17 protein-coding genes are annotated in these 23,495 nt (G+C 65.3%); 15 read left to right on the forward strand and 2 right to left on the reverse strand.

The features are described 5' to 3' along the window. Nucleotides 1-9: 9 nt before the first annotated feature. From qrcB to Q368_RS0111195, 4 genes are all read left to right on the forward strand, one after another. On the forward strand, nt 10-2,163 hold the full coding sequence (gene qrcB / locus Q368_RS0111180) for a menaquinone reductase molybdopterin-binding-like subunit QrcB (RefSeq protein ID WP_029459159.1): 2,154 nt from the start codon (nt 10-12) through the stop codon (nt 2,161-2,163). 23 nt (nt 2,164-2,186) lie between these two features. After that, nucleotides 2,187-2,945, forward strand: a complete 759-nt coding sequence (qrcC, locus tag Q368_RS0111185) for a menaquinone reductase iron-sulfur cluster-binding subunit QrcC (RefSeq protein WP_029459160.1) — start codon at nt 2,187-2,189, stop codon at nt 2,943-2,945. A gap of 12 nt (nt 2,946-2,957) precedes the next feature. After that, entirely contained in the window at nt 2,958-4,202 is a 1,245-nt protein-coding gene (qrcD, locus tag Q368_RS0111190; RefSeq protein WP_029459161.1) for a menaquinone reductase integral membrane subunit QrcD, read from the forward strand. Nucleotides 4,203-4,694: 492 nt separating this feature from the next. Continuing rightward, nucleotides 4,695-6,134, forward strand: coding sequence for a sugar transferase (locus Q368_RS0111195; RefSeq protein ID WP_029459162.1), 1,440 nt, complete (start codon nt 4,695-4,697; stop codon nt 6,132-6,134). A 130-nt stretch (nt 6,135-6,264) separates the two neighbouring features. On the opposite strand, the gene Q368_RS0111200 is transcribed toward Q368_RS0111195, so the two are convergent. After that, a complete protein-coding gene (locus tag Q368_RS0111200; protein WP_029459163.1) occupies nt 6,265-6,792 on the reverse strand; it encodes a 3D domain-containing protein in 528 nt (175 codons plus the stop codon). Nucleotides 6,793-6,893: 101 nt separating this feature from the next. Between Q368_RS0111200 and Q368_RS0111205 the strand changes: the two genes are divergently transcribed. The 10 genes from Q368_RS0111205 to lon all read left to right on the forward strand — a co-directional run bounded on the left by Q368_RS0111205 (nt 6,894) and on the right by lon (nt 21,030). Then, a complete protein-coding gene (locus Q368_RS0111205) occupies nt 6,894-8,276 on the forward strand; it encodes a M23 family metallopeptidase (RefSeq protein ID WP_029459164.1) in 1,383 nt (460 codons plus the stop codon). A 95-nt stretch (nt 8,277-8,371) separates the two neighbouring features. Then, nucleotides 8,372-9,523: an NADP-dependent isocitrate dehydrogenase gene (gene icd / locus Q368_RS0111210; protein WP_029459165.1), complete on the forward strand. Its 1,152-nt coding sequence runs from the start codon at nt 8,372-8,374 to the stop codon at nt 9,521-9,523. 180 nt (nt 9,524-9,703) lie between these two features. Then, complete coding sequence (locus Q368_RS0111215; RefSeq protein WP_029459166.1) at nt 9,704-11,680, forward strand: hydantoinase/oxoprolinase family protein; 1,977 nt, start codon at nt 9,704-9,706, stop codon at nt 11,678-11,680. A 135-nt stretch (nt 11,681-11,815) separates the two neighbouring features. Continuing rightward, nucleotides 11,816-12,544, forward strand: a complete 729-nt coding sequence (locus tag Q368_RS0111220) for a hypothetical protein (protein ID WP_029459167.1) — start codon at nt 11,816-11,818, stop codon at nt 12,542-12,544. A gap of 33 nt (nt 12,545-12,577) precedes the next feature. Beyond that, nucleotides 12,578-13,195, forward strand: a complete 618-nt coding sequence (locus Q368_RS25625; protein ID WP_156955690.1) for a hypothetical protein — start codon at nt 12,578-12,580, stop codon at nt 13,193-13,195. A gap of 43 nt (nt 13,196-13,238) precedes the next feature. After that, on the forward strand, nt 13,239-14,804 hold the full coding sequence (locus tag Q368_RS0111230) for a hydantoinase B/oxoprolinase family protein (RefSeq protein WP_029459168.1): 1,566 nt from the start codon (nt 13,239-13,241) through the stop codon (nt 14,802-14,804). 197 nt (nt 14,805-15,001) lie between these two features. After that, nucleotides 15,002-16,348, forward strand: coding sequence for a trigger factor (tig, locus tag Q368_RS0111235; RefSeq protein ID WP_029459169.1), 1,347 nt, complete (start codon nt 15,002-15,004; stop codon nt 16,346-16,348). 167 nt (nt 16,349-16,515) lie between these two features. Continuing rightward, a complete protein-coding gene (clpP, locus tag Q368_RS0111240) occupies nt 16,516-17,130 on the forward strand; it encodes an ATP-dependent Clp endopeptidase proteolytic subunit ClpP (RefSeq protein WP_029459170.1) in 615 nt (204 codons plus the stop codon). Between the two features lie 57 nt (nt 17,131-17,187). Then, nucleotides 17,188-18,441: an ATP-dependent Clp protease ATP-binding subunit ClpX gene (clpX, locus tag Q368_RS0111245; protein WP_029459171.1), complete on the forward strand. Its 1,254-nt coding sequence runs from the start codon at nt 17,188-17,190 to the stop codon at nt 18,439-18,441. A gap of 129 nt (nt 18,442-18,570) precedes the next feature. Then, nucleotides 18,571-21,030: an endopeptidase La gene (lon, locus tag Q368_RS0111250; protein WP_029459172.1), complete on the forward strand. Its 2,460-nt coding sequence runs from the start codon at nt 18,571-18,573 to the stop codon at nt 21,028-21,030. 239 nt (nt 21,031-21,269) lie between these two features. Here lon and Q368_RS0111255 read toward each other — a convergent pair whose 3' ends face one another. Further along, entirely contained in the window at nt 21,270-22,421 is a 1,152-nt protein-coding gene (locus Q368_RS0111255; protein ID WP_029459173.1) for a tRNA nucleotidyltransferase/poly(A) polymerase-related protein, read from the reverse strand. Nucleotides 22,422-22,455: 34 nt separating this feature from the next. Here Q368_RS0111255 and Q368_RS0111260 point away from each other — a divergent pair, with 34 nt between their 5' ends. Continuing rightward, nucleotides 22,456-23,433: a biotin--[acetyl-CoA-carboxylase] ligase gene (locus Q368_RS0111260; protein WP_052360134.1), complete on the forward strand. Its 978-nt coding sequence runs from the start codon at nt 22,456-22,458 to the stop codon at nt 23,431-23,433. Nucleotides 23,434-23,495 lie beyond the last annotated feature (62 nt).

The following is a 23,495-nucleotide window of genomic DNA, read 5'->3' on the forward strand; positions in this document are numbered from 1 at the left end:
GGGGAAGAAATGGGACTTGATCGCAGAGCTTTCCTCGGGCTTGTGGCTGGTGGCGCCGTGGGCACCATGTTCACCCCCATCCCGTGGAAATTGTTGGATGATGCTTCTATCTGGACCCAGAACTGGTCGTGGATTCCCCGCGTGCCCAAGGGCCAGATCGACTATGTGGCCACCACGAGCAAGCTGTGCCCCGCCGGCGAGGGCCTCAAGATCATGCGTGTGGCCGGCAACCCCGTAAGCGCCGCCGGCAACCCGGATCATCCCCTGTCCCGCGGCGGTGTCTCGGCGCTGGCCCGCTCCGAAGTCTACATGCTCTACAGCCCGGCCCGCGTGAAGTCGCCCATGAAGAAGTCGGGCAAGGGCTTTACGCCCATCACCTGGGAACAGGCGCTCATCGAGATGGCCGACAAGCTCGGCGCGGCCAAGGGCGCGGTCGCCTGCGTCTCCGGCGACGGCACCGGCACCGTCAACGAGCTGCTCTCCGCCTTCGTCGGCAAGCTCGGCGCGGCCGGCTACTTCATGATGCCCTCCGAGGCCACCACCGCCGCCAAGGGCGTGAAACTCATGGGCGGCAAGGGCCAGGCCGGCTACGACTTCGAAAACGCCCAGACCGTGCTGGTGCTCGGCGCGGACATCTTCGAGACCTGGGGCACCTCCACCCGCAACCGCAAGGCTTTCGGCGCGACCCGCCCGGTCGGGGAAAAGCCCAAATCCGATTACATCTACGTCGGCCCGACCAAAAACAACACCGCCGCCGTGTGCGACCAGTGGATCCCGGCTTCGGCCGCGGACCTCGGCGTGGTGGCGCTCGGCATCGCCTGGCACCTGCTCAAGGCCGGCGCCACGAGCAACGCCCCGGGCTTCGACACTTTCAAGGCCGTGGTCAACGGCGGCTTCTCGCCCGACGACGTCAAGCGCGCCACGGGCATCGCCCCCGAGACGCTCGCCGGCGTGGCCAAGGCGCTGGCCGCCTCCAAGGCCCCGCTGGTCGTGACCGGTTCCCCCTGCGGCCAGGGCCTCGGCGCCGCGCCTTTCATCGCCGGCATGGCGCTCAACATCCTGCTCGGGCGCATCAACAAGCCCGGCGGTGTCTTTGCCCTGCCGGAACTGGCCACGGTCGTTCCCGGCGCCATGACCCGCGAGGCCATGCTCGCCGGCGACCTGCCCGCCTTCCTCAAGGGCGTGGCCGGCGGCAAGACCCCGGCCCCCAAGGCCCTGCTGGTCTACGACGCCAACCCGGCCTACGGCCTGCCGGAAACGGCGACCATGGCCAAGGCCCTGGAAAAGATCCCCTACAAGGTCAGCTTCTCCTCCTTCATGGACGAGACCGCGGCCATGTGCGACCTTGTCCTGCCCAATTCCCTGACGCTCGAGCGCTACGACGATCTGGCCACGCCCTACGGCTCCGGCTTTTGCGTCTACAGCCTCACCGTGCCCTACCAGAAACCCGTGCACGACACCCGGACCACGGGCGACGTCATCCTCACCCTGGCCCGCAAGATGAGCGTCGATCTCAAGTTCGACAACTTCCTGCAGCTGCTCAAGGAGAAGGTGGCCACCCTGGCCAAGGCCTCCGGCGGTTTCGTGGCCAAGGACGTCATGCCCTGGCAGGTGGCGGCGGGCAAGCCCGCCCCTGCGCTTGCCGGCGGCGACCTCTGGAAGGCCCTTTCCGCCGGCTACGCCTGGACCATGGTCGGCCAGGTGGCGCAGACGAACCTCGGCTTCGCCCCGGAAGTGCTGGCCAAGGCCGTCAAGGCCGCCAAGGCGCCGGAGAAGGGCGCGCTGCTCGTGCCCTACGCCCAGCTGCGCACCGGCACCCCGACCACGGGCATTCCCTGCCAGGACCTGACCCTGGTGCCCGACACCGAGCTGGAAAAGGAAACCACCCTCGTGCGGCTCAACAGCGCCACGGCCAAGGCGCTCGGCGTGAAAAAGGGCGCGACGGTCACCCTGCGCGCCGGCGACGCGCGTTGCGACGCCAAGGTACACATCTTTGAAAGCGTCATGACCGGCGTGGTTTCGGCTCCCCTGGGCTTTGGCCACACCGCCTTCGACATCTTCAGCAAAGGCAAGGGGGCCAACTACCTGTCCCTCATGGCCGTTGTCGAGGAGCCGGGCAGCGGCTTGTCCACCTGGACGGCCGCGGATGTCAAAATCGCCTAACCACGAGTCAAAGGGAAGCCGCTATGTCCGGACACTTCAAGGAATTCCCGATCACCTGGGGCATGGTGATCGACATCGACAAATGCACCGGCTGCGGGGCCTGCATGGCCTCCTGCCAGACGGAGAACAATATCGAACCCCAACCGGAGGCCTCCAACAAGCTGCGGTCCACCTCGTGGATGCTGGTCTACGAGTTGACCAACGACAAGGCCTTCCCGGATCACGACATCGCCTTCCTGCCCCGTCCCTGCCAGCAGTGCGGCAATCCGCCCTGCGTGTCCGTGTGCCCGGTCGTGGCCACGGATAAGAACGAGGACGGCGGCATCGTGAGCCAGATCTACCCCCGCTGTATCGGCTGCCGGTACTGCGTGGCGGCCTGTCCCTACCACGTCCGCTACTTCGGCTGGTACGACCCGGTCTGGCCCGAAGGCATGGAGAAGACCCTCTCGCCCCTGACTTCCGTGCGCCCCCGCGGCGTGGTGGAGAAGTGCACCTTCTGCCACCATCGCTGGAACCTGGCCAAGGACGCCGCGCGCGCCCAGGGCAAGGACCCCGACAGCCTCGAAGACGGCGCCTACGTGACCGCCTGCGTGCAGAACTGTCCCTCGGGCGCGTTGTCCTTCGGGGACATCAAGAACCCCAAACACAAGGTGCATGAGCTCATCAAGAGCCCTTACGCCTTCCGGCTGCTCCAGCGCCTGGGCACCAACACCCAGGTCTACTACATCAGCCGGCGGGAATGGGTGCGCAAACTCGGCGACAACTACCTTAAGAGCGAGTAAGCGGGGGACGCTATGAGCTTTATCGAGATGGAAAAAAACTGGTACCCCGAGGGCGTCGCCCGGTGCGGCCTGGGGAAATTCATGGGCTGGCTCGGGATCTGGGCCTTTGTCGGCCTGCTCGGCCTTATCTCCATGCTCTGGGTCTTCTACCGCGGCATTGGCGTTACGGGCCTGGACAACTACTTCGGGTTCGGCCTGTGGATCACCTTCGACCTCGCCGTCATCGCCCTGGGCGCGGGCGCCTTCTTCACAGGGCTCATCCGCTACATCATCGGTGTGGATGAACTCAAAAACATCATCAACCTGACGGTCATCAAAGGCTTCCTCTGCTACTCCGGAGCCATGCTGATCCTCTCCCTGGACGTCGGCCAGCCGGTACGCGCCTGGTTCGGCTACTGGCACCCCAACGTCCACTCCATGCTGACCGAAGTCATCTTCTGCATCACCTGCTACCTGCTCGTGCTCATCATCGAGTACATCCCGCTGATCCTTGAGCAGAAGCAGCTCAACAAGATTCCGTTCCTGCACAACCTGGCCCACCAGATGCACGTCGTCATGCCGCTTTTCGCCGGCATCGGCGCGTTTCTGTCCACGTTTCACCAGGGGTCCCTCGGTGGCATGTACGGCGTCATGTTCGCGCGTCCCTACGCCTTCCGCGAAGGCTTCTTCATCTGGCCCTGGACCTTCTTCCTGTTCGTCCTGTCGGCCATCTCCTCGGGCCCGTGCCTGACCGTGCTCATCTGCGGCTTCATGGAGAAGCTTTCCGGCCGCAAGCTGACCACCTACCGGATCAAGTCCCTGATGAGCAAAATCGGCGGCACCATGCTGCTCATCTACATGGTGTTCAAGTACCTGGACACCTGGGCCTGGATCAACGGCGTGCTGCCCAAGGCCGGCCTGACCTTCGACCAGATGTTCTACGGCCTGGTTTACGGCAAGTGGCTGTTTTTCACCGAAATCGTGCTCTGTTTGCCGGTGCCGGTCATCTTCCTGCTCACGCCCCTGCGCAAGAAGCCGGCGTTCATGTACGCCGGCGCGATCCTTGCCTGCCTCGGCGTGATCATCAACCGCTACGTCTTCACCGTCCAGGCCCTGGCCCAGCCGGTACTGCCGTTCACCAAGTGGGAGATATACACCCCCAACTGGGCGGAATGGCTGACCTCGGGCATGGTCATCGCCTACGGCTTCATCGTCATGAGCCTGTCCTACCGCTACCTGCCCATTTTCCCGCAGGAAGTGGGGCTCAACAAGAAGTAGCCCGGACGTTTCCATTGTACGCGCAAAAGCCCGGCCGCCTTGGCGGCCGGGCTTTTTTGTTTCGGGCGGTGGCCGAATGCAGGGTGCCGTTTCGGACCATGCGCGATCTTTGCGCGATTTGCCGTCATAGCGTCATTATTCCGGCAGCGCGGGGCGACTGTTCGCCGCACCACTGGCCGCCGCATCGTGTGCGCCTGGAAACGGAACGGTACCACACGAGGATGAAGGCCCCTCGCCCGCGACCAATTGTGGTTGCCCGGCGGTCGGGCGTGGGGATAAGGGGCCTGCGCCGGCCTGTGTTTCTGCCGCGCGGGACGGATTTTTGCGCAATGGCGTGTGTCGGCGGGGAGGAGACGCAAATGTGGCATCCTGGTTGCAAATTTCGTGATACTGGGTGTACGTTGCAACCATGTACGGGCGGCTTCCACTCCTGATGCACTTTTCCCGAACGGTCCCACCCGCGGACCGGCCGCCGCCGAGGCGGGGTGAGACATGCCCATAAGGACCAGGCAAAGCGCCATCACCTGGCTGCGCGTGGCCGATCTGTCCGTGGCCGCATTTTCCTTTTCGGCAGCGGCGATCGTGGCGGAAACGGTCCGCGCTGGCGGTGCGTCCGGCGCGGCGGCCATGCATGTCAACGCCTCGGGGGCGGGGCTTTTCTGCGTCGCCTTGGGGGCCACGGCCTGCGTGTTTCCGGCGTTCGCGCTCTACACCGAAACGGCGCTCTTCCAGTGGCGGCAGGCGCTCAAGGCCATGGTCAAGGCCGCAACCGGCGTGCTGCTCGTGCTCGTGGCCGCGGCCGCATTATTGCGTTCGCCGCTCGCCACGCCGGCGTTTCTGGCCGCCTATTGGCTGCTGTCGTGCCTGGGCGGGGTCGCCGTGCGCCATGCCGGCAGGCGGCTGCTTTTCCTCACCGAGGCGCAGGGCATCGCCGCGCGGCGTACGCTCATCGTCGGCACGGGCCAGCGCGCCCAGGAGATCGCCCGGGACATGCTCGAGCATCCCGGCCATGGCCACCGCTTCCTGGGTTTCGTCGCCGATGGCTGGGAAGTGCCGCCGCCGGCGCTGCGTCCCGAACGGTTTGCCCTCCTGGCCGCACCCGCGGCTCTGCCCGATTACCTGCGCGAGCACGTGGTGGACGAGGTGCTGGTCTGCCTGCCCATGCATGCCCTGTGCGACACGGCCACGGCCCTGGCCACGGCCTGCGAGGAACACGGCGTGGCCATGACCGTGGTCACTCGCGTGTTCGAGGTCAAAAACCCCCGCCACCGGCCCGGCAGCCATGGCGGCGAGATCGTGGCAACCATCTCCAACACCCTGGCCGATGAGCGCGAGCTGATCCTCAAACGGTTTCTGGACGTGAGCGTGGCCGGCGTGGCCCTGGTCGCGTTGTCGCCGCTTCTCGGCATGGTGTGGTGTCTGGTGCGGCTGACGTCGCCGGGGCCGGCGTTTTTCGTGCAGGAGCGGGTGGGGCTCAACAAGCGCCTTTTCAAATTCTACAAGTTCCGCACCATGGTGCAAAACGCCGAGGCGCTCCAGGCCGATCTTGAAGCGCAAAACGAAACCAACGGCGCGACATTTAAAATGCGCAACGACCCGCGCATCACGCCTCTCGGCCGCATCCTGCGCAAGACCAGCATCGACGAACTGCCGCAGCTCTACAACGTGCTGCGCGGCGACATGAGCCTTGTCGGCCCCCGGCCGCTGCCCGTGCGCGACGTGGAGCGCATCGAAAACGACTGGCCGCGCCGCCGCTTCGGCGTCAAGCCCGGCATCACCTGCTTCTGGCAGATTCGCGGCCGCAACGCCCTGCCGTTCGAGCGCATGATGGAATGCGACATCGAGTACGTGGACACGTGGTCCGTGGCGCTGGACATCAAGATCCTGCTCGCCACCATCCCGGTGGTCTGCGGCATGCGCGGGGCGTATTGATTTTTTCGTCCGTAGGCCGATCGCCGGTCCGCGAGGGCTGCCCCCCCTTTCGGGGAGGTCCAGGAGGGGCCCTTGCCCCTCCTGGCCGCCGGAGGCGTTTCCACCTCCCTCTCCCTTCCCTCGCCGCCGCTTAATCGAGTACGACCATCTCCAGGCGTTTGACGCCGAAGGCCAGGGCGGTTTCGCGGTCGGACAGGCAGAGGTCCAGCCGGTCGGTGAAGCGGGGGTGCATGAGGTCCTCGACCACACGCACGCCGAGCCCCTCGATGTAGACTTTCCTGCCGAGCAGGCGCTTGAGGTCCTGGGATACGGCCACCGTGCGCCCGGGGCGCACCACGCCGCCGTGCGCCGTGGGTTGCGGCTGGCCGTCCTCGGAGCCGCACAGCGGGCAGTAGGCCGTGGCGGTGAGCGTGAAGCGCCGCCGGTCTCCCTCGTCCAGGGTGAAGAGGTCGCCCATGGTCTCGCGCGAGGTCGCGGCCATGACAGCCTCCTGGGCGGCGAGGGCGTTTTCGTGGCGCAGCGCGGCCGTGCGTCTGGCGAGTTCTTCGCTGCCGTAACTGAGGCCGAAGGCCGCGACGGCCAGCGCGGCCAGGGACGCGCAGCGCGCGATCTCGCCGCGCGAAGGCGCCTGCGAAGTCTGTTGGGGGTGTTCGTTCATGCAAACCTCCTTTGCCCGGAGCGCGCCAAGCGGGGCTCCTTGCCCGCAGTCGCGCCCTGTCCTATACTGTCGCGATCCGGATGCCGGGGGATACGGAACGCATGCGCATCAAAAAGCCTTTCAAGAAAAGCGGCGGCTTCGGCCCGCTCTTTTACCTCGTCGCCGGCCTGCTCGTGGCCGCGCCCTTGGTCGTGGCGGGAGTCGCCGGGTATTACCTGTTTCTCAAGGATGCGCATAAACCGCAAGTGACGCTTTTGCCCGAGGCCGAAGCGGCATCGCTTAAGCGCACGTTCACGGTTTCCGCCGCGGACGAGGAGTCCGGCATCCGTTCCCTCACCGTCACCGTCACTCAGGGCCAGCGCCGCACCGACGTGCTGCGCCGGCAGTACGACCCGCCCCGCGACAAGATTTCCGAGCGCTTCAACCTGGAAGGGTCGGAGCTGCGCGGCGGCGTCTTCGAGATGCAGGTCGCGGCCTATGACGGCTCTTTCGCCAATCTCGGCGCGGGCAACGCCGCCCGCGTCTCCCGGCGCATGCTCCTCGACATGATGCCGCCCTCGGTCAAGCCGCTGACCCCCGCGCACTATGTGCGCCAGGGCGGGGTGGGGCTGGTCGTCTACGAGGTCAACAAGGACGCCACCCGGTCCGGCGTCATGGTCGGCGACGTCCTCTATCCCGGCTACAAGCAAAAAAGCGGCCAATACGTCTGCCTGTTCGCGTTTCCGGCGGACATGGACGCCGACGCCTTCAAGCCGCGTCTTTTTGTCGAGGACGCGGCAGGCAACGAAAGGGCCGGATTTTTCGTCAATATGGCCATCAAAAGGCGCTTTCGCGAGGAACGGGTGGACGTCTCCGACGAATTCCTCGCCGCGCGCCTGCCCGCCTTTGCCGGGCTGTTCCCGGAAACGCGCGATCCGGTCGAGCGTTTCAAAAAGTTGGAAAGCGAGTTGCGAAAGCAAAACGACGCGACCCTGGACGCGCTCGGCAAAAAGTCTTCCCCGGAGCAGCTCTGGGACGGCGCATTCATTTACATGCCCCGCTCCGTGGTGCGCGGCTCCTTCGGCGCGGACCGGACTTACACCTACAAGGGCCAGGAGATCGCCAGCGAGCGGCACATGGGCATCGACCTGTCCTCCACGCCGCGCGCGCCGGTGCCGGCGGCCAACAACGGCCGGGTGGTCTTTGCCGGGCCGCTCGGCGTCTACGGCAACACCGTGGTCATCGACCACGGCATGGGCTTGCAAAGTCTCTACGGCAACCTGTCGTCCCTGGCCGTGCATACGGACGACGAGGTGAAAAAGGGCGATCTGGTCGGCGCGACGGGCACGTCGGGACTGGCGCCCGGGGACCAGGTCCATTTCGCCATGTACCTCCACGGCCGGCCCGTGATTCCCATCGAGTGGTGGGACGCGCACTGGCTGGAAGACAATGTTACCAGCAAAATCAAGCGGTACGCTTCGGGCGGCGACGCGCCGCAGCAGTAAGCCCGGCCGGGGGCGCGGCGGCCGTGTTGACAAAGGCCGGTCCCCCTTTTTAACGTCGTCCGTTGTTCAAAATTTCTCATGAGGAGCAAAGGCGCATGGAAAAGACGGTATATTGGATCGAGGGCGACGGTATCGGCCCGGATGTCTGGAAGGCCGGTCGGCCTGTCCTCGACGCCGCCGTGGAAAAGGCCTACGGCGGCAGCCGCAAACTGGTCTGGAAGGAGCTGCTCGCCGGCGGCAAGGCGTTCAAGGAGACCGGCGACTACCTGCCCCAGGCCACGCTCGATGCGCTTTCCGGCGCGGAACTGGCCTTCAAGGGCCCGCTGGCCACGCCCGTGGGCGGGGGCTTCCGCAGCCTAAACGTCACCCTGCGCCAAGTTCTCGACCTCTACGCCTGCATCCGGCCCATCAAGTATTTCAAGGGCATCGAATCCCCGGTCAAGCGGCCCGACCTCGTGGACATGGTCATCTACCGCGAGAACACCGAGGACGTGTACGCCGGCATCGAATACGCCACGGGCACGCCCGAGGCCAAGAAGCTCATCGCCTTCCTGCGCGACGCGCTCGGGGCCAATGTGGACGAGACGGCCGGCATCGGCATCAAGCCCATCACCCCGGCAGGGTCCAAGCGCCTGGTGCGCAAGGCCATCCAGTTCGCCCTCGCAACCAACCGCCCGAGCGTGACCCTGGTGCACAAGGGCAACATCATGAAGTACACCGAAGGCGCGTTCCGGGCTTTCGGCTACGAAGTGGCGGCAACGGAATTCGGGGACAAGACCATGACCGAGGAAGAGGCCGCCGCCGGCGGCAGCAAGCCCCTGGTCATCAAGGACCGCATCGCCGACAACATGTTCCAGGTCGCGCTCATGCGGCCCCAGGACTACTCGGTCATCGCCACGACGAATTTGAACGGCGACTACATCTCCGACGCCCTGGCCGCCCAGGTCGGCGGGCTGGGCTTGGCTCCCGGCGTCAACATGAGCGAGAAGCTCGCCTTCTTCGAGCCCACCCACGGCATCGCCCCGGCCCTGGCCGGCAAGGACAAGGCCAACCCGGGCAGCCTCATCCTGAGCGGCGCGATGCTGCTTGAGCACATCGGCTGGAACGAGGCGGCCAAGCTGATCCATGATTCCATGGACAAGACCATTTCCGGCAAGAAGGTCACCGTGGATCTGGCCGACCAGATTCCGGGCGCGACCACCATCGGCTGTGCCGCGTTCGGCGAGCTTTTGGCGAAGAATCTGTAACCCGAACCTGCTGCGCCGGAAGGGTCGAGGGGCCTGGCCTCACCTCCGCCCTTCCGGCGATTTCCCCGGCCCCGGGGAAGCGTGACGCGCGGCGATTCTCCTGCGCCGCAGGATCCGACGGACGAGTCCACGAAACGCGAGTCGTGAAGCCCCCGGCGCGCCCGGGGGAAAGGGGGCCACATGGCCGTTGTCGGCGTCGATACCGGGGGTACGTTCACAGACATCATCTGCCGCCGGGATGAAGGCTTTCTGGTGGTCAAGCTGCCTTCCACGCCGGACAATCCGGCCCGGGCGGTGCTTGCGGGACTGGCCCGCCTGGGTGTTTTGCCGCGCAAGGTGCTGCACGGCTCGACCGTGGCCACCAATGCGCTTCTCGAACGCAAGGGCGCGGTCACGGCCTACGTGGGCAACGCCGGTTTCGAGGACGTCATCGCCATCGGCCGGCAAAACCGCTCCGAACTTTACGATCTTTCCAGCCGCAAGGAACCCTGTCTCGTGCCCGAGGCACTGCGCTTCGGCGTGCCCGGTCGGGTGTCCGCCCAGGGCAAGGTTCTCGAGGATCTGACCCCGGAGCAGGCCTGGCAGGCGGCGCAGACCGTGGCCGATTCCGGCGCGACATCCGCCGCGGTGTGCCTGCTTTTCTCGTTTCTCAAGCCCGAGCACGAACGGCTCCTCGGCCAGGCCTTGGCCGAGGCCGGTCTTGCCGTCTCCCTTTCGAGCGATATCCTGGCGGAATTTCGCGAATACGAGCGCGCCGCCACGACCGTGGCCAACGCCTACGTCGCGCCGGTCATGGAGGCGTATCTCGGCGAGCTCGAGGCGAACATGCCGGATGGCGCGCCGCTTTCCGTCATGCAGTCGAGCGGGGGCCTGAGCGCCGCGGCCCAGGCCCGGCGCGAGCCCGTGCGCACCATCCTCTCCGGTCCGGCCGGCGGCGTCGTGGCCGCCCTGGCCGTGGGCAAGGCCGCCGGTTTCGAGCAGCTGATCACCTTCGACATGGGCGGCACGTCCACGGACGTCTCCCTCATGGACGGCATGCTTTCCATGGCCATGGAGACGCGCATCGCCGGGCTGCCCGTGAAAACGCCCATGATCGATATCCACACCGTGGGCGCGGGCGGCGGTTCGCTGGCCTCCCTGGACGCCGGGGGGGCGCTGCTCGTCGGGCCGCAAAGCGCCGGGGCCGATCCCGGCCCGGCCTGTTACGGCAAGGGCGAGGGGCTGACGGTCACCGACGCCAACCTGTTTCTGGGCCGGCTTTCGCCCGAGCGGTTCCTGGGCGGCGGCATGGCGCTTTATCCCGAGCGCCTGCCCGCGCTGTTCGAGGCCCTTGGCCAGGCGGCCGGGCTTTCCGCCGTGGAGGCGGCCGAGGGCGTCGTGGCCGTGGCCGAGGCGGCCATGGAGCGGGCGATCCGGGTCATCTCCGTGGAGCGTGGGCACGATCCGGCCGATTTCGCGCTCCTTTCCTTCGGCGGGGCAGGGGGGCTGCACGCCGTGTCCCTCGCGCGGCTGCTCGGCGTGCGCAAGGTCGTGGTGCCGCGCCATCCCGGGCTTTTTTCCGCCCTGGGCATGCTCTATGCCGATGTCGTGCGGGATTTTTCCGAGACGGTCATGGCCGCGTCCGACAAGACGGACATTTTCGAGCTGGCGGGGCTTTTCGGGCCGCTCGAGGACAAGGTCCGCGAGGCCATGGCCGCCGAGGGCGTGCCCGCGGCCAAGCTCGTGCTCGAGCGCCAGCTCGACATGCGCTATCGCGGCCAGTCCCATGAGATCCCCATCCGTTTCGTGGCCGATCCCTACACCGCGTTTCATTCGCGCCACGAGGCCGTTTTCGGCTTCAAGAACCCGCGCGAAGTGGTCGAGGTGGTGACGCTTCGCATTCGCGCCCGGGGCATCACCGAGAAGCCGCCGTTTGTCGAGGCCGGGCACTTCGTGGCCGCCGTCGCCGACGCGGCGAAGCTCGGCGAGAAGCCGCTCGTCTGGAAAACCCGCGACATCGGGGCCATGTGGTACGACCGCGAGCACCTGCAGGCGGGCAACCGCATCACCGGCCCGGCGCTCGTCGCCGAGACCTCGGCCACGACCTTCGTTCCGCCCAAGGCCGAGGCGGTCGTGGACGGCTTCGGCAATATCGTCATCGAGACCGGCGTGGAGTAGGCGGGAAGCGGAAGCGGGAAGCGGGAAGAAGAGAAGCGGGAAGAGGAAGATGCCTCCGGCGGCCGGGGGGCATGATGCCCCCCGGACCCCCTCGACGGGAAGGGGAGGGGGGTGAAGCGGTGGGGAGGCGTGGAGATGCTTGTTATTGGCACGCCGTGTTATGGCGGGGTGGTCACGCTGCCCTACATGCTGTCCATGCTGGCGCTCAAGGACGTGCTCAACCGCGACAAGACGCCGTTTCGGCTACTCACGCCCGCAAACGACAGCCTGATTACCCGCGTGCGCAACGCCATCGTGGCCGAGTTCTTGCGCGACGACCGCGCCACGCATCTGCTTTTCATCGACGCGGACATCGAGTTCCAGCCGGCCCTGGTGCCGCGCCTGCTCGGCAGCGGCCTGGACGTGGTCTGCGGCGTCTATCCGGTCAAGGGGCTTCGGCTCGAGCGCGTCATGGCGCAACCGGCGGGCACGCCGCCGCAGGTCGCCGAGGCCGCGAGTCTCGATTACGCGGTGAAGGTCAAGCCGGGCTGCCGTATGGACGCGCAGGGCTTCCTGGAAGTGGAGTACGCGGCCACGGGGTTCATGATGATCCGCCGCGAGGTGTTTGCGCGCCTCATGGACGCCTACCCGGATTTGCACTATCGGTACAGTTGCACCAATGAGGCCCCGGCGGACAATTACGCGTTTTTCGACACGTCCATCGACCCAGTCACGCGCGACTACCTGCCCGAGGACTACGCCTTCTGCAAACGCTGGCGCGACATCGGCGGCAAGGTGCACGTGAGCGTGCCGGGGCGCTTCGCGCATCATGGGGGGAAGGCGTATGTGGGGGAGTTTGGACAATTCTTAGCTAGACTTCGATAATAAGTGAAGCTGATAAGTTGTAGAGGCGATGATATGCTGCTTCTTTTGCGTTGGCTGGGAAAGGCGATCGCTCTTTGGATATTTCTCGGTTCTATTCTTTTGGCGTTCGCTTTTTTGTATTTTTTGAGAGAAGAGGTTTATGTAAAGATAGTTAGTCTTTGCTTTCAGCTTGTTGGGTTTCTATGTAGTTTAGTGGTGTTATATAGGACTGAAGTCTTTTTCAAATATCCGAGCTTCTTGGCGAGGATTAAGACTTGGATTATAGAGTTTCCTTTTTACAAGAGAAGAGCGATACATGGAGAGGCCCGTTGCAATTTGCCTATGCCAGAAGTTTATGGGGAGGGACATCAACTTTTTTCTCCAAAGGATGGCGATCTGGCAGATCGTATAAAATTAATTGAAGATTATATTTCTTATCTTGACGCAAGAATAACACATTTTAGTGGAATAACGAATGATAAAATTAGAAAAGTTAAAGATGATATTTATGAAGAAAGGAATTTTAGAATTCAAAGAGACGAGAAAATAGAATCGATGCTGCGAGATAATGCTATTGGTAGTGTGGTCTTGGTCGAGATGAGTATTGCTTACTTTGTATGCGGGGCGATTGCATCTTGCTTTTCTCTGGAGATTGCAAATAGCTTGAGATGATTGAATTTTTATTGTTGTGTAGAAGGATTAAAAAAGGGTTATCATGAACATCACGCCCATCACCCTGGAAGTCTTCAAGAACAAGTTCGCGTCCGTCGCCGAGGAAATGGGGTCGGCGCTGTGCCGGGCGGCGTATTCGCCCAACATTAAAGAGCGCCGCGACTTCTCCTGCGCCGTGTTCGACGCCGCCGGCGACATGGTCGCACAGGCCGCGCACATCCCCGTGCATCTCGGTTCCATGCCGCTCTCCGTCGCCGCCGTGCTCGAAGCCATGGAACTCGCGCCGGGCGAAATGGCCATGCTCAACGACCCGTTTCGCGGCGGCACCCACCTGCCCGACATCACCCTCGTCGCGCCGGTCTACGCCGGGGGCGACGCGCCGGCCTTCTACGTCGCCAGCCGCGCCCACCACGCCGACGTCGGCGGCATGGCCGCAGGTTCCATGCCACTATCCACCTCCATATTCCAGGAAGGGCTCGTCATACCGCCCGTCAAAATCGTCGCGGCCGGCGAAATCGTCCCCGACGTCATGAACCTCTTCCTCGCCAACGTGCGCACGCCCACCGAACGCCAGGGCGACTTCGCCGCCCAGATCATGGCCAACCGCGTCGGCGTCGCGCGCATGGAGGCCCTCGTCGCCGCCTACGGCCGCGAGGCCGTGACCGCCATGGCCGCCGCGCTCATGGACTACGCCGAACGCCTCATGCGCGCCGCCATAGCCGCCATGCCCGAAGGCAGCTACGCGGCCGAGGACTTCCTGGACGACGACGGCGCGGGCAATCCCGACCTCGCCATACGCCTGACGCTCTCCATCGCCGACGGCGAGGCCGAACTCGATTTCACCGACTCCGACCCGCAAACGGCCGGCTGCGTCAACGCCGTGCGCGCCATAGCCGTCTCCGCCGCGCTCTACGTGCTGCGCGCACTGGCCGGCGGCAAGATGCCGACCAACGCCGGCTGCATGCGCCCCGTGACCGTGACCACCAAGGGCGGCACGCTCGTCGACGCGAAATCTCCGGCCGCGGTGGCCGGCGGCAACGTCGAAACCTCCCAGCGCATCGTGGACGTGATCCTGGCCGCGCTGGCCAAGGCATTGCCCGAGCGCATACCGGCCGCCTCCCAGGGCACCATGAACAACGTGGCCATGGGCGGGGTCGATCCGCGCACGAAAAAGCCCTTCACCTATTACGAAACCCTGGCCGGCGGCGCGGGGGCCGATGCGGCGGGCGACGGCCAGAGCGCCGTGCACTCCCACATGACCAACACCCGCAACACGCCCGTCGAGGCCCTGGAATACGCCTATCCGCTGCGCGTGACACGTTACGCCGTGCGCCGGGGCTCGGGCGGCCCGGGCGGGCACGTCGGCGGCGACGGGCTCGTGCGGGAAGTCGAGGCCCTGGCCGACATGGAGGCGACCGTGCTCTCCGAGCGGCGGTTGCGCGGGCCGTGGGGCGCAGCCGGCGGCGGCGAAGGCGCGACGGGCGTCAATACGGTGACGCGGCGGCGGGGCGAGATGATCATGCCGGCCAAGTTCCACGTGCGCCTGCACGCGGGCGACCGTCTGCGCCTGGAGACGCCCGGCGGCGGCGGCTTCGGCCCGGCGGCCTGAGGTTTTCCCCGCGATTGCGGCAGGTTCCGACGCCCGCGCGGCCGTCCCGGCCGTCCCTGGGGGGCGGGGGATTTGCGCTTCCCCTTCCTCGACTTTTCGCGTAGCATTGCCTATTTCGTATCCGCCACGAATTTACCCCGAACGATCCGCAATCCGACCTGCCTGCCAAAGGCGGGGCGACACTCCTGGAGGAAGCCTTGGAATATACTGTTTCGCAAATTTCGCCTGTAAAAACACAGGTTAACGTCAGCGTTCCGACCGAAGAGGCCAATGCCGCCCTGGCCACTGCCGTGGCCCTCTACCGCTCCAAGGCCGACATTAAAGGCTTCCGCAAGGGCAAGGTGCCGTCGAGCCTCATCGAGTCCCGCTTCAAGAAGGAAATCGCCGCCGAGGCCACCACCGATCTCATCAACGTGCACATCAACGAGATCATGGGCGAACTCAAGCTGTCGCCGCTGTCCGGCCTCGACGTCGGCGAGGCCTCCCTGGCGCGCGACACGCCCCTGGAATACACGTTCTCCTTTGAACACGCCCCGGCCTTCGACCTGCCCGACTACAAGGGCCAGGCCATCGAGGAAGAGGACGTGCTCGTCAACGACGCCGACATCGACGCCGTCATCGAGCGCGTGCGCAAGAATCTGGCCGAGGTCAAGCCCATCAGCGACAACCGTCCGGCCAAGGACGGCGAAGTGGTGTCCGTCACCTTCGAGGCCTTCGAAAACGGCGAGGCCGTTCCCGGCGTGCGCGCCGAGAATTTCGAGCTCTCCCTCGGCGAGGGCCAGGCCCTGCCCGAGTTCGAGGCCCTGGTCAAAACCGTGCCCGCCGGCAGCGAAGGCGAGGCCGAGATGACCTTCCCCGCGGACTTCATCAATACCGAGCTCGCCGGCCGCACCGTGAACATGAAGGTGGCCGTGCACGTGATCAAGGAACGCACCCTGCCCGCCATCGACGACGAGCTGGCCAAGAAAGCCGGCAATTTCGAAACCCTGGACAAGATGCGCGAAGCCATTACCATGTCCTACAAGAAATCGCGCCAGGACCTGCACCGTTCCGCCGCCCAGAAAAAGCTGCTGGACAAGCTGCTGGCCCAGGTCGATTTCCCGCTGCCCCCCACCACCGTGGAACAGCAGCTTGCGGGCATGGCCAATGATTTCGTGGATAAGCTGGAGCGCCAGGGCAAGAGCCTGGAAGGCGCGGGCAAGACCATGGCCGACCTGGAGGCCGACATGAAGCCCCGGGCCGAGGAGATGGTCAAGACGCAGATCTTCCTCGCCGCCGTGGCCGCCAAGGAAGAGCTCACCGTCTCGCCCCAGGAAATGGACGCGTTCTTCTACCGCCTCTCCAGCCAGACCGGCCAGGACGTCATCCTGCTCAAGCGCTACTATGAGGACAACGGCCTCATGATCATGGTGCGCGACAAGCTTTTGGCGGACAAGGCCGCGGATTTCATCTACGCCAACGCCGCCGTCACCAAGGTGCCGCCCGCGGAAAAGCCCGAGGGCGAGACGGAAGGGGACGACAAGGGCTACGGCGTGCGTGACTAGCCCAGTTATGGGCCGGTTTTTGCATAAGGTTCGTTGACGACAACGGGCCGCGGCGGCGACAACCCGCCTGCCGCGGCCCAAAACCCGAAGCGCGCGTGCGCGGCGGGGACGGGGAAGCGACAAAATTGTCTTGCCCGCCTCCCCGGCCGGCGCAAAACGGGAGCGACATGACCACCATCCCCATAGTCATCGAGACCACCGGTCGTTCCGAACGGGCCTACGACATCTATTCCCGGCTGCTGCGCGACCGCATCATCCTGCTCGGCAGCGCCGTGGACGATTATGTCGCCAACCTCATCTGCGCGCAGCTCCTTTTCCTGGAGTCCGAAGACCCGGAAAAGGAGATCTTCATGTACATCAACTCCCCGGGCGGCGTGGTCTCGGCCGGGCTTGCCATCTACGACACCATGCAGTTCATCCTGCCGCCGGTCTCGACCCTGTGCATGGGCCAGGCCGCGAGCATGGGCGCGCTTTTGCTGTGCGCCGGCGCCACGGGCATGCGTTACGCCCTGCCGCACAGCCGCATCATGATCCACCAGCCTTCGGGCGGCTTCCAGGGGCAGGCCACGGACATCGAGATCCACGCCAAGGAGACCAAGCGCACGCGCGAGGCCCTCAACGAGATCATGGCCAAGCACACCGGCCAGCCCATAGAGAAGATCCAGGTGGACACCGAACGCGACAATTTCATGAGCGCCGAGGAAGCCATGGCGTACGGCCTCATTGACAAAATGTTGACCTCCAGGGAACCTGTCGCGAAAAAGGAACCCGAGGACGTCTAGGCCCCAACAGGTCCCAGGCGAAAACGTCCGGCCTTCCGGACAGGGTGGGTTTACCCAATGACTAGGAAGAAGAGCACCGTTTCAGGCGAGTTGTGCTGCTCCTTTTGCGGCAAGAACCAGGACGAGGTCCAGCGGCTCATCGCCGGCCCGGACGTCTACATCTGCGACGAGTGCGTCTCGCTTTGCAACGAGATCATCGCCCAGGAGTCCGTGAGCGAGGAGACCGAAGGCGGCAAGCTGCTGCCGCCGGCCGAGATCAAGCGCCTGCTCGACGAATACGTCATCGGCCAGGAACAGGCGAAGAAGATCCTCGCCGTGGCCGTCCACAACCACTACAAGCGCGTGTTCTATGCCGGGGCCGCCGGCGTCGACGACGTGGAGATCGACAAGAGCAACATTCTCCTGATCGGTCCCACCGGCTCGGGCAAGACCCTGCTCGCCCAGACCCTGGCCCGCATCCTCAACGTCCCCTTCGCCATCGCCGACGCCACCACCCTGACCGAGGCCGGCTACGTGGGCGAGGACGTGGAGAACATCCTGGTCCAGCTGCTGCAAAACGCCGACTACGACATCGAGGCGGCGAGCAAGGGCATCATCTATATCGACGAGATCGACAAGATCGCGCGCAAGGGCGACAGCCCGTCCATCACACGCGACGTCTCCGGCGAGGGCGTGCAGCAGGCCCTGCTCAAGATCATCGAGGGCACCGAGGCCAACATTCCGCCCAAGGGCGGCCGCAAGCACCCGCAGCAGGAATTCATCCGCTTAAATACCGCCAATATCCTGTTCATCGTGGGTGGCGCGTTCATTGGCCTGGACAAGATCGTCGGCCAGCGCATGCGCGGCTCGGCCATGGGATTCGGCGCCAAGGTCGAACCGCGTCACGACGACGACGCCACGCGCATGCTCGCCCAGACGCATCCGGCCGACCTCATCAAGTTCGGGCTCATCCCCGAATTCATCGGCCGCATCCCCATCCTCACGAGCCTCGAGGAGTTGACCAAGGAAGATCTGGTGCGCATCCTGACCGAGCCGAAAAACGCCCTGGTCAAGCAGTACCAGAAGCTCTTCGAGCTGGACAAGGTGCGCCTGCGCTTCACGAAAAACGCCATGGACTCCATCGCCGAGAAGGCCATCGAGCGCAAGACCGGCGCACGCGGCCTGCGCAACGTCATGGAAAGCATCATGCTCGAGATCATGTACAAGCTGCCGTCCTTAACCGGCGTCAAGGAATGCGTGATCAACAAGGCCGTGGTGGAGAAGGGGCTCGAACCGCTGCTTTTCTACCACCAGGAAGTCAAGACGGCCTAGGCCGCCCGGTTTCCCGTTTGACAACGGCGACATCGGCCTTACACTCAAACCTGCCGCAACAGAACCGCCGGGCCGGCCACGCGCCGGCCCGGCCCAGACGATGAGATAACCCCGTAAGCGGGAGGTTGCATGACGGGTTTTACCTTCGACAACGACCGGTTTGCCGCCGACGCCATACGCATGCCCATGATGAGCCTGCGGGAAGTGGTCATGTTCCCGCGCTCCATAGCTCCCCTTTTCGTCGGACGCGAAGCCTCGATCAAAGCCATCGAACAGGCCGTGGCCGCCCACGACAAGAAGATTTTCCTGGTCGCCCAGCGCTCGCCCGAGACCGAAAAGCCCAATCCCGACGACCTGTTCGCCATGGGCACCGTGAGCAAGATCCTCCAGATGCTGCGCCTGCCCGACGGCACCATCAAGGTGCTCTTCGAGGGCCTGTACCGCGCCGAGTGGGACGTCGAGTCCATGGGCGTGGGCGAGGACGCCGACTATCCCATGGTCACCGTGCGCCGCGTGCCCGAGGAGGAATCCGCCGGGGCCGAGTCCGACGCGCTCATCCGCGCGACCCAGGAGGCGCTCGAGCAGTACGGCCGCATCAACAAGAAGCTCGCGCCCGAGACCATCCTCGCCATCAATTCCATCACCGCCCCGGGCCGGCTCGCCGACGCCGTCATGCCCCACCTCAAGGTGGACTACATCAAGAAGCAGGGCGTGCTCGAGGAGCTCGAGCCCGTCAAGCGCCTGGAAGAGGCCTATGCCTTTCTCCAGGGCGAGATCGAAATCTCCTCCATCGAGAAGCGGATCAAGAACCGCGTCAAGCAGCAGATGGAGAAGAACCAGAAAGAGTACTATTTAAACGAGCAGATCAAGGCCATCAACAAGGAGATGGGCCGCGAGGACGATCCCGGGGCCGAGGCCGCCGAGTTCGAGGCGCGCCTGGGCGAGAAGAACATGCCCGACGAGGCCCGGGAAAAGACGCTTCGCGAGATCAAGAAGCTGCGCCAGATCCCGCCGTCCTCGGCCGAGTACACGGTCGTGCGCAACTACGTGGAATGGATCCTGGACCTGCCCTGGAACGTCTACAAGGAAGCGGATCTCGACATCACGGCCGCCGAGGGCATCCTCAACGAGGACCATTACGGCCTGGAAAAGCCCAAGGAACGCATCCTTGAATATCTGGCCGTGCAAAAGCTCGTGGAGCGCATCAAGGGCCCCATCCTCTGTCTGGTCGGCCCCCCGGGCGTCGGCAAGACGTCGCTCGCCAAGTCCATCGCCAAGGCCATGGGCCGCGAGTTCGTGCGCCTGTCCCTGGGCGGCGTGCGCGACGAGGCCGAGATCCGCGGCCATCGGCGCACCTATGTCGGCGCGCTGCCCGGAAAGATCATCCAGTCGCTCAAGCGCGTCAAATTCAACAATCCCGTCTTCTGCCTGGACGAAGTGGACAAGATGAGCACGGATTTCCGGGGCGACCCCTCGTCCGCGCTGCTCGAAGTCCTCGATCCCGAGCAGAACTACGCCTACAACGACCATTACCTCGATCTGGACTACGACCTGTCCAAGATCTTCTTCATCACCACGGCCAACTCGCTGCACTCCATTCCGCTGCCCTTGCAGGATCGCATGGAGATCATCCGCATCCCGGGCTACCTGGAGACGGAGAAGCTGCAGATCGGCCGCAGGTTCCTGCTGCCGAAAAACATCGAGCAGCACGGGCTCAAGGACGAGAACCTCGACTTCTCCGAAGAGGCCCTGCTCGAGGTCATCCGGCGTTACACCCGCGAGGCCGGCGTGCGCAATCTCGAGCGCGAGATCGCCTCGGTGTGCCGCAAGGTGGCGCGCAAGATCGTGGAGGGCAAGGACGAGGACGGGGTCCATCCCATCAGCAAGGACGACCTCGAATCGTACCTGGGTGTGCCCAAGCACCGCCACGGCGAGATGGAAGCCGCGCCGCGCGTGGGCCTTTGCACCGGCATGGCCTACACCGAGGTCGGCGGCGAGATCCTCATGGTCGAAGCGGCCATCATGCCCGGCACGGGCAAGGTGGAGATCACGGGCAAGCTCGGAGACGTCATGCAGGAGTCGGCGCGGGCCGCGCTTTCCTACCTGCGCTCGCGCTCGGGGCTCTACGGCCTCAAGCCCGATTTCCACAAGGAAATTGACATCCACATCCACGTGCCCGAGGGCGCGATCCCGAAAGACGGCCCCTCGGCCGGCATCACGCTGGCCACGACCATCATCTCGGCGCTCCTCAATATCCCCGTGCGCAACGACCTCGCCATGACCGGCGAGATCACGTTGCGCGGCCGGGTCCTGCCCATCGGCGGCCTGCGCGAGAAGCTGCTTGCCGCCCACCGGGGGCTTATCCGCACGGCGATCATCCCGGCGGAAAACGAGAAGGATTTGAAGGACGTGCCCGAGACGATCCTGAATGACATGGAGATCATCAAGGTCGAGAGCATGGACGAAGTGCTGTCCAAGGCCCTCGTCTGCCAGGAGCCGGAAAAGATCTTCTGCCGCCGCGACGCCAACGACATCCCGCTGGCGGAATCGCTGCTCAAAGAGGAATACCGCCCCGAACCGCGCCATTAGGCGGAAGGGGAGACGGAGAGAAGATGCCTCCGGCGGCCAGGAGGGGCGACGGCCCCTCCTGGACCTCCCGAATAAGGGTATGAAAGGGCTGCGGTGGAGATGCCGCAGCCCTTTTTTTGCGTCAGTGGAGGGGGCGGAGGAAAGTCTGGGAGATCAACGGGGTCCGCGCAGATATGCGACAAAGGGGAGTCCGGAGGGCGTCAGCCCTTTGGCCGCCGGAGGCGTTCCCCCCTGTCTGTTCACTCCTCGGCGTCTTGCGTTTCCCGCGCCTTGTCCGCTGCGGCCAGTTTTTGGCAGCGCAGGCCGCGCAGTTTTTCGCCCGAGGCCGGGCCGCGCATGCGCTGCTTGCCGGGCAGGTGCACGGAGAGCATGACCGTAAGGTCGCGCTTCGCCAGCGGCCAGACGTTGTGCCCGGAATCGGCGTTCACCAGGTCGAAAAGCGGTTCCACCATCTCGTGCTTGTGCAGCCAGGTCAGCATGTCCACGCGCGTGGACGGGCGCAGTTCGGCGTAGCGGGCGGCCTTCATGTGCAGCCGCGCCGCGGCCACGCCCGCCTCGCGCACGCGGTTGGGCAGCTTGAGCCGCCTGCCGAGTTCCTCGGCCACGTCGGCGCCGGCGTCGTCGTGGCCGAGGTGGCGTGGCCATTCGCTTTGCGGCGTGAGCGTTTTGCCGAGGTCGTGGCACACGGCCATCCAGCCGGCGATGGGCTGGCCGGCCAGGATGTCCACGAGCTCGCACATGTGGTCGAAAATGCTGTTGTCGCCGTGGTTTTCGGGCGGTCCGGCCGGGATGTGCCGCGAGGCCTCGAGTTCCGGCATCCAGGGCAGGAGGCAGCCGGTTTCGGCCAGCAGGCGGAAAAAACGCGATGGCTTGGCCGCGTCCAGCGCCTTGCGCACCTCCTGGGCCACGCGTTCGGCGAAGATGTCGTCGAGCGCACCGCAGGCGGCCACGGCCCGCATCTGGGCAATAAGCTCCGGGTGGGGCGAAAAGTCCGGCAGCGAGGACGCGAACCGGGCCGCCCGGTAGACCCGCAGCGGATCGTCGAACATGGACGTCTCGCCGCAGGGCCGCAGGATGCGGTCGCGCAGGTCCGGCAGGGCCAGCGGATGGAAATGCAGCCGGCCGGCGATCTGGCGCGAATCGCCCATGGCGATGGCGTTGATCGTCAGATCCCGGGCGAGGAGATCCTCGTGGATGTCGTCGCCGCGCGGCCAGGCGTACTGGGCGCTGCCCAGCATGAAAACCGGAAAGGTCTTGCCGACTTGCCGGGCTCTCCGATACCTACGCAAAAACGCTTCGGGCGTGGCGTCGACGATGAGGTAATCCTGATCCACAACAGGGCGGCCGAGAAGAATATCGCGGACTGCGCCGCCTACGAGATACCGTTTCATGCATGACTCCGGCGCGGACATTGTCCCAAATGGCGTGAAAAATCCAGCAGGCAATGCCGGCCCCGCGCGAAGTCCCTTCGCCGGGGGCGGCGTGTGGCTGTGGCGCGACGGCGCGCCGGGGCTGGCCGCGCCCCTTTCCCCGGACGCCCTGGCCGCCGCCCATCCCTTGTGGGCGGCCGATGTCGCGCGCCTGTCTCCCTTTCGCGAGGTCGTTCTCGGGCCGCAGTACGGTCCGGCGGCGGGCGTCTGGCTCGCGGCCGCGGGCGCGGCCGGGGCGTGCGCCGACCCGGTCTTCGTGACCGGGGCCTGCGCCTCCAGCCTGGACGTGGCCCGGGTGCTCGGCGAAGCGGGGTTCCTGCCGCCTTTTGCCTCGGTGCTGGCGCTTTCCCAGACCGGCGGCCGGGGGCAGATGCGGCGGCAATGGGTCTCGCCGCCGGGCAACCTCTACGCCGCCCTGTCCTGGCCCGCGGACGCGGGCGAGCTTGGCGCGGCCGCGCCGGTGGTGGTAGGCGCGTGCCTGGCCGACGCGCTCTACGCCCGGGGCTTTCCCGCACAGGTCAAGTGGCCAAACGACCTCCTCGCCGACGGGCGCAAGGTGGGCGGCATCCTCATTGAGGAGCGGGGGGGGCGGGTTTTCGCCGGCATCGGGCTCAATCTGGCGAGCGCCCCGGACCCGTCGGTCCTGCGCCGCGACCACGCCGCGCAGGCGTCCTGCCTTGCCGCGTTTGGCGAGGTTCCCGGCGCGGTTACGCTCTGGGTCGATCTTGTGAAGTCCGCCCGAACCTGCTATCTCCTGTGCGTTGCGGTATCGGGCTCCCGAGCGCTGTCCCGTTTCCTTGAAGGCCGGTTGGCCTGGCTTGGCCGGGAAGTGCGTGTTTGCGAGGGCGGGTCGCACGAATATCGGGCGCGCATCGTCGGACTGGCCGAGGACGGGGGACTTCGGCTGCGGCGGGACGAGGCGGGTCCAGGGCAGGTTTTGACGCTTCTTAGCGGGAGCATATCCCTCCTTTGATGCCGGCCCCCGCCGGACCGTCACTCGAGACAATGGGCAGTTCGCCCCAGGGGTTAGAGGAC

It is taken from the genome of Solidesulfovibrio alcoholivorans DSM 5433, from assembly GCF_000702665.1.
Taxonomy (GTDB): Bacteria; Desulfobacterota; Desulfovibrionia; order Desulfovibrionales; family Desulfovibrionaceae; genus Solidesulfovibrio; species Solidesulfovibrio alcoholivorans.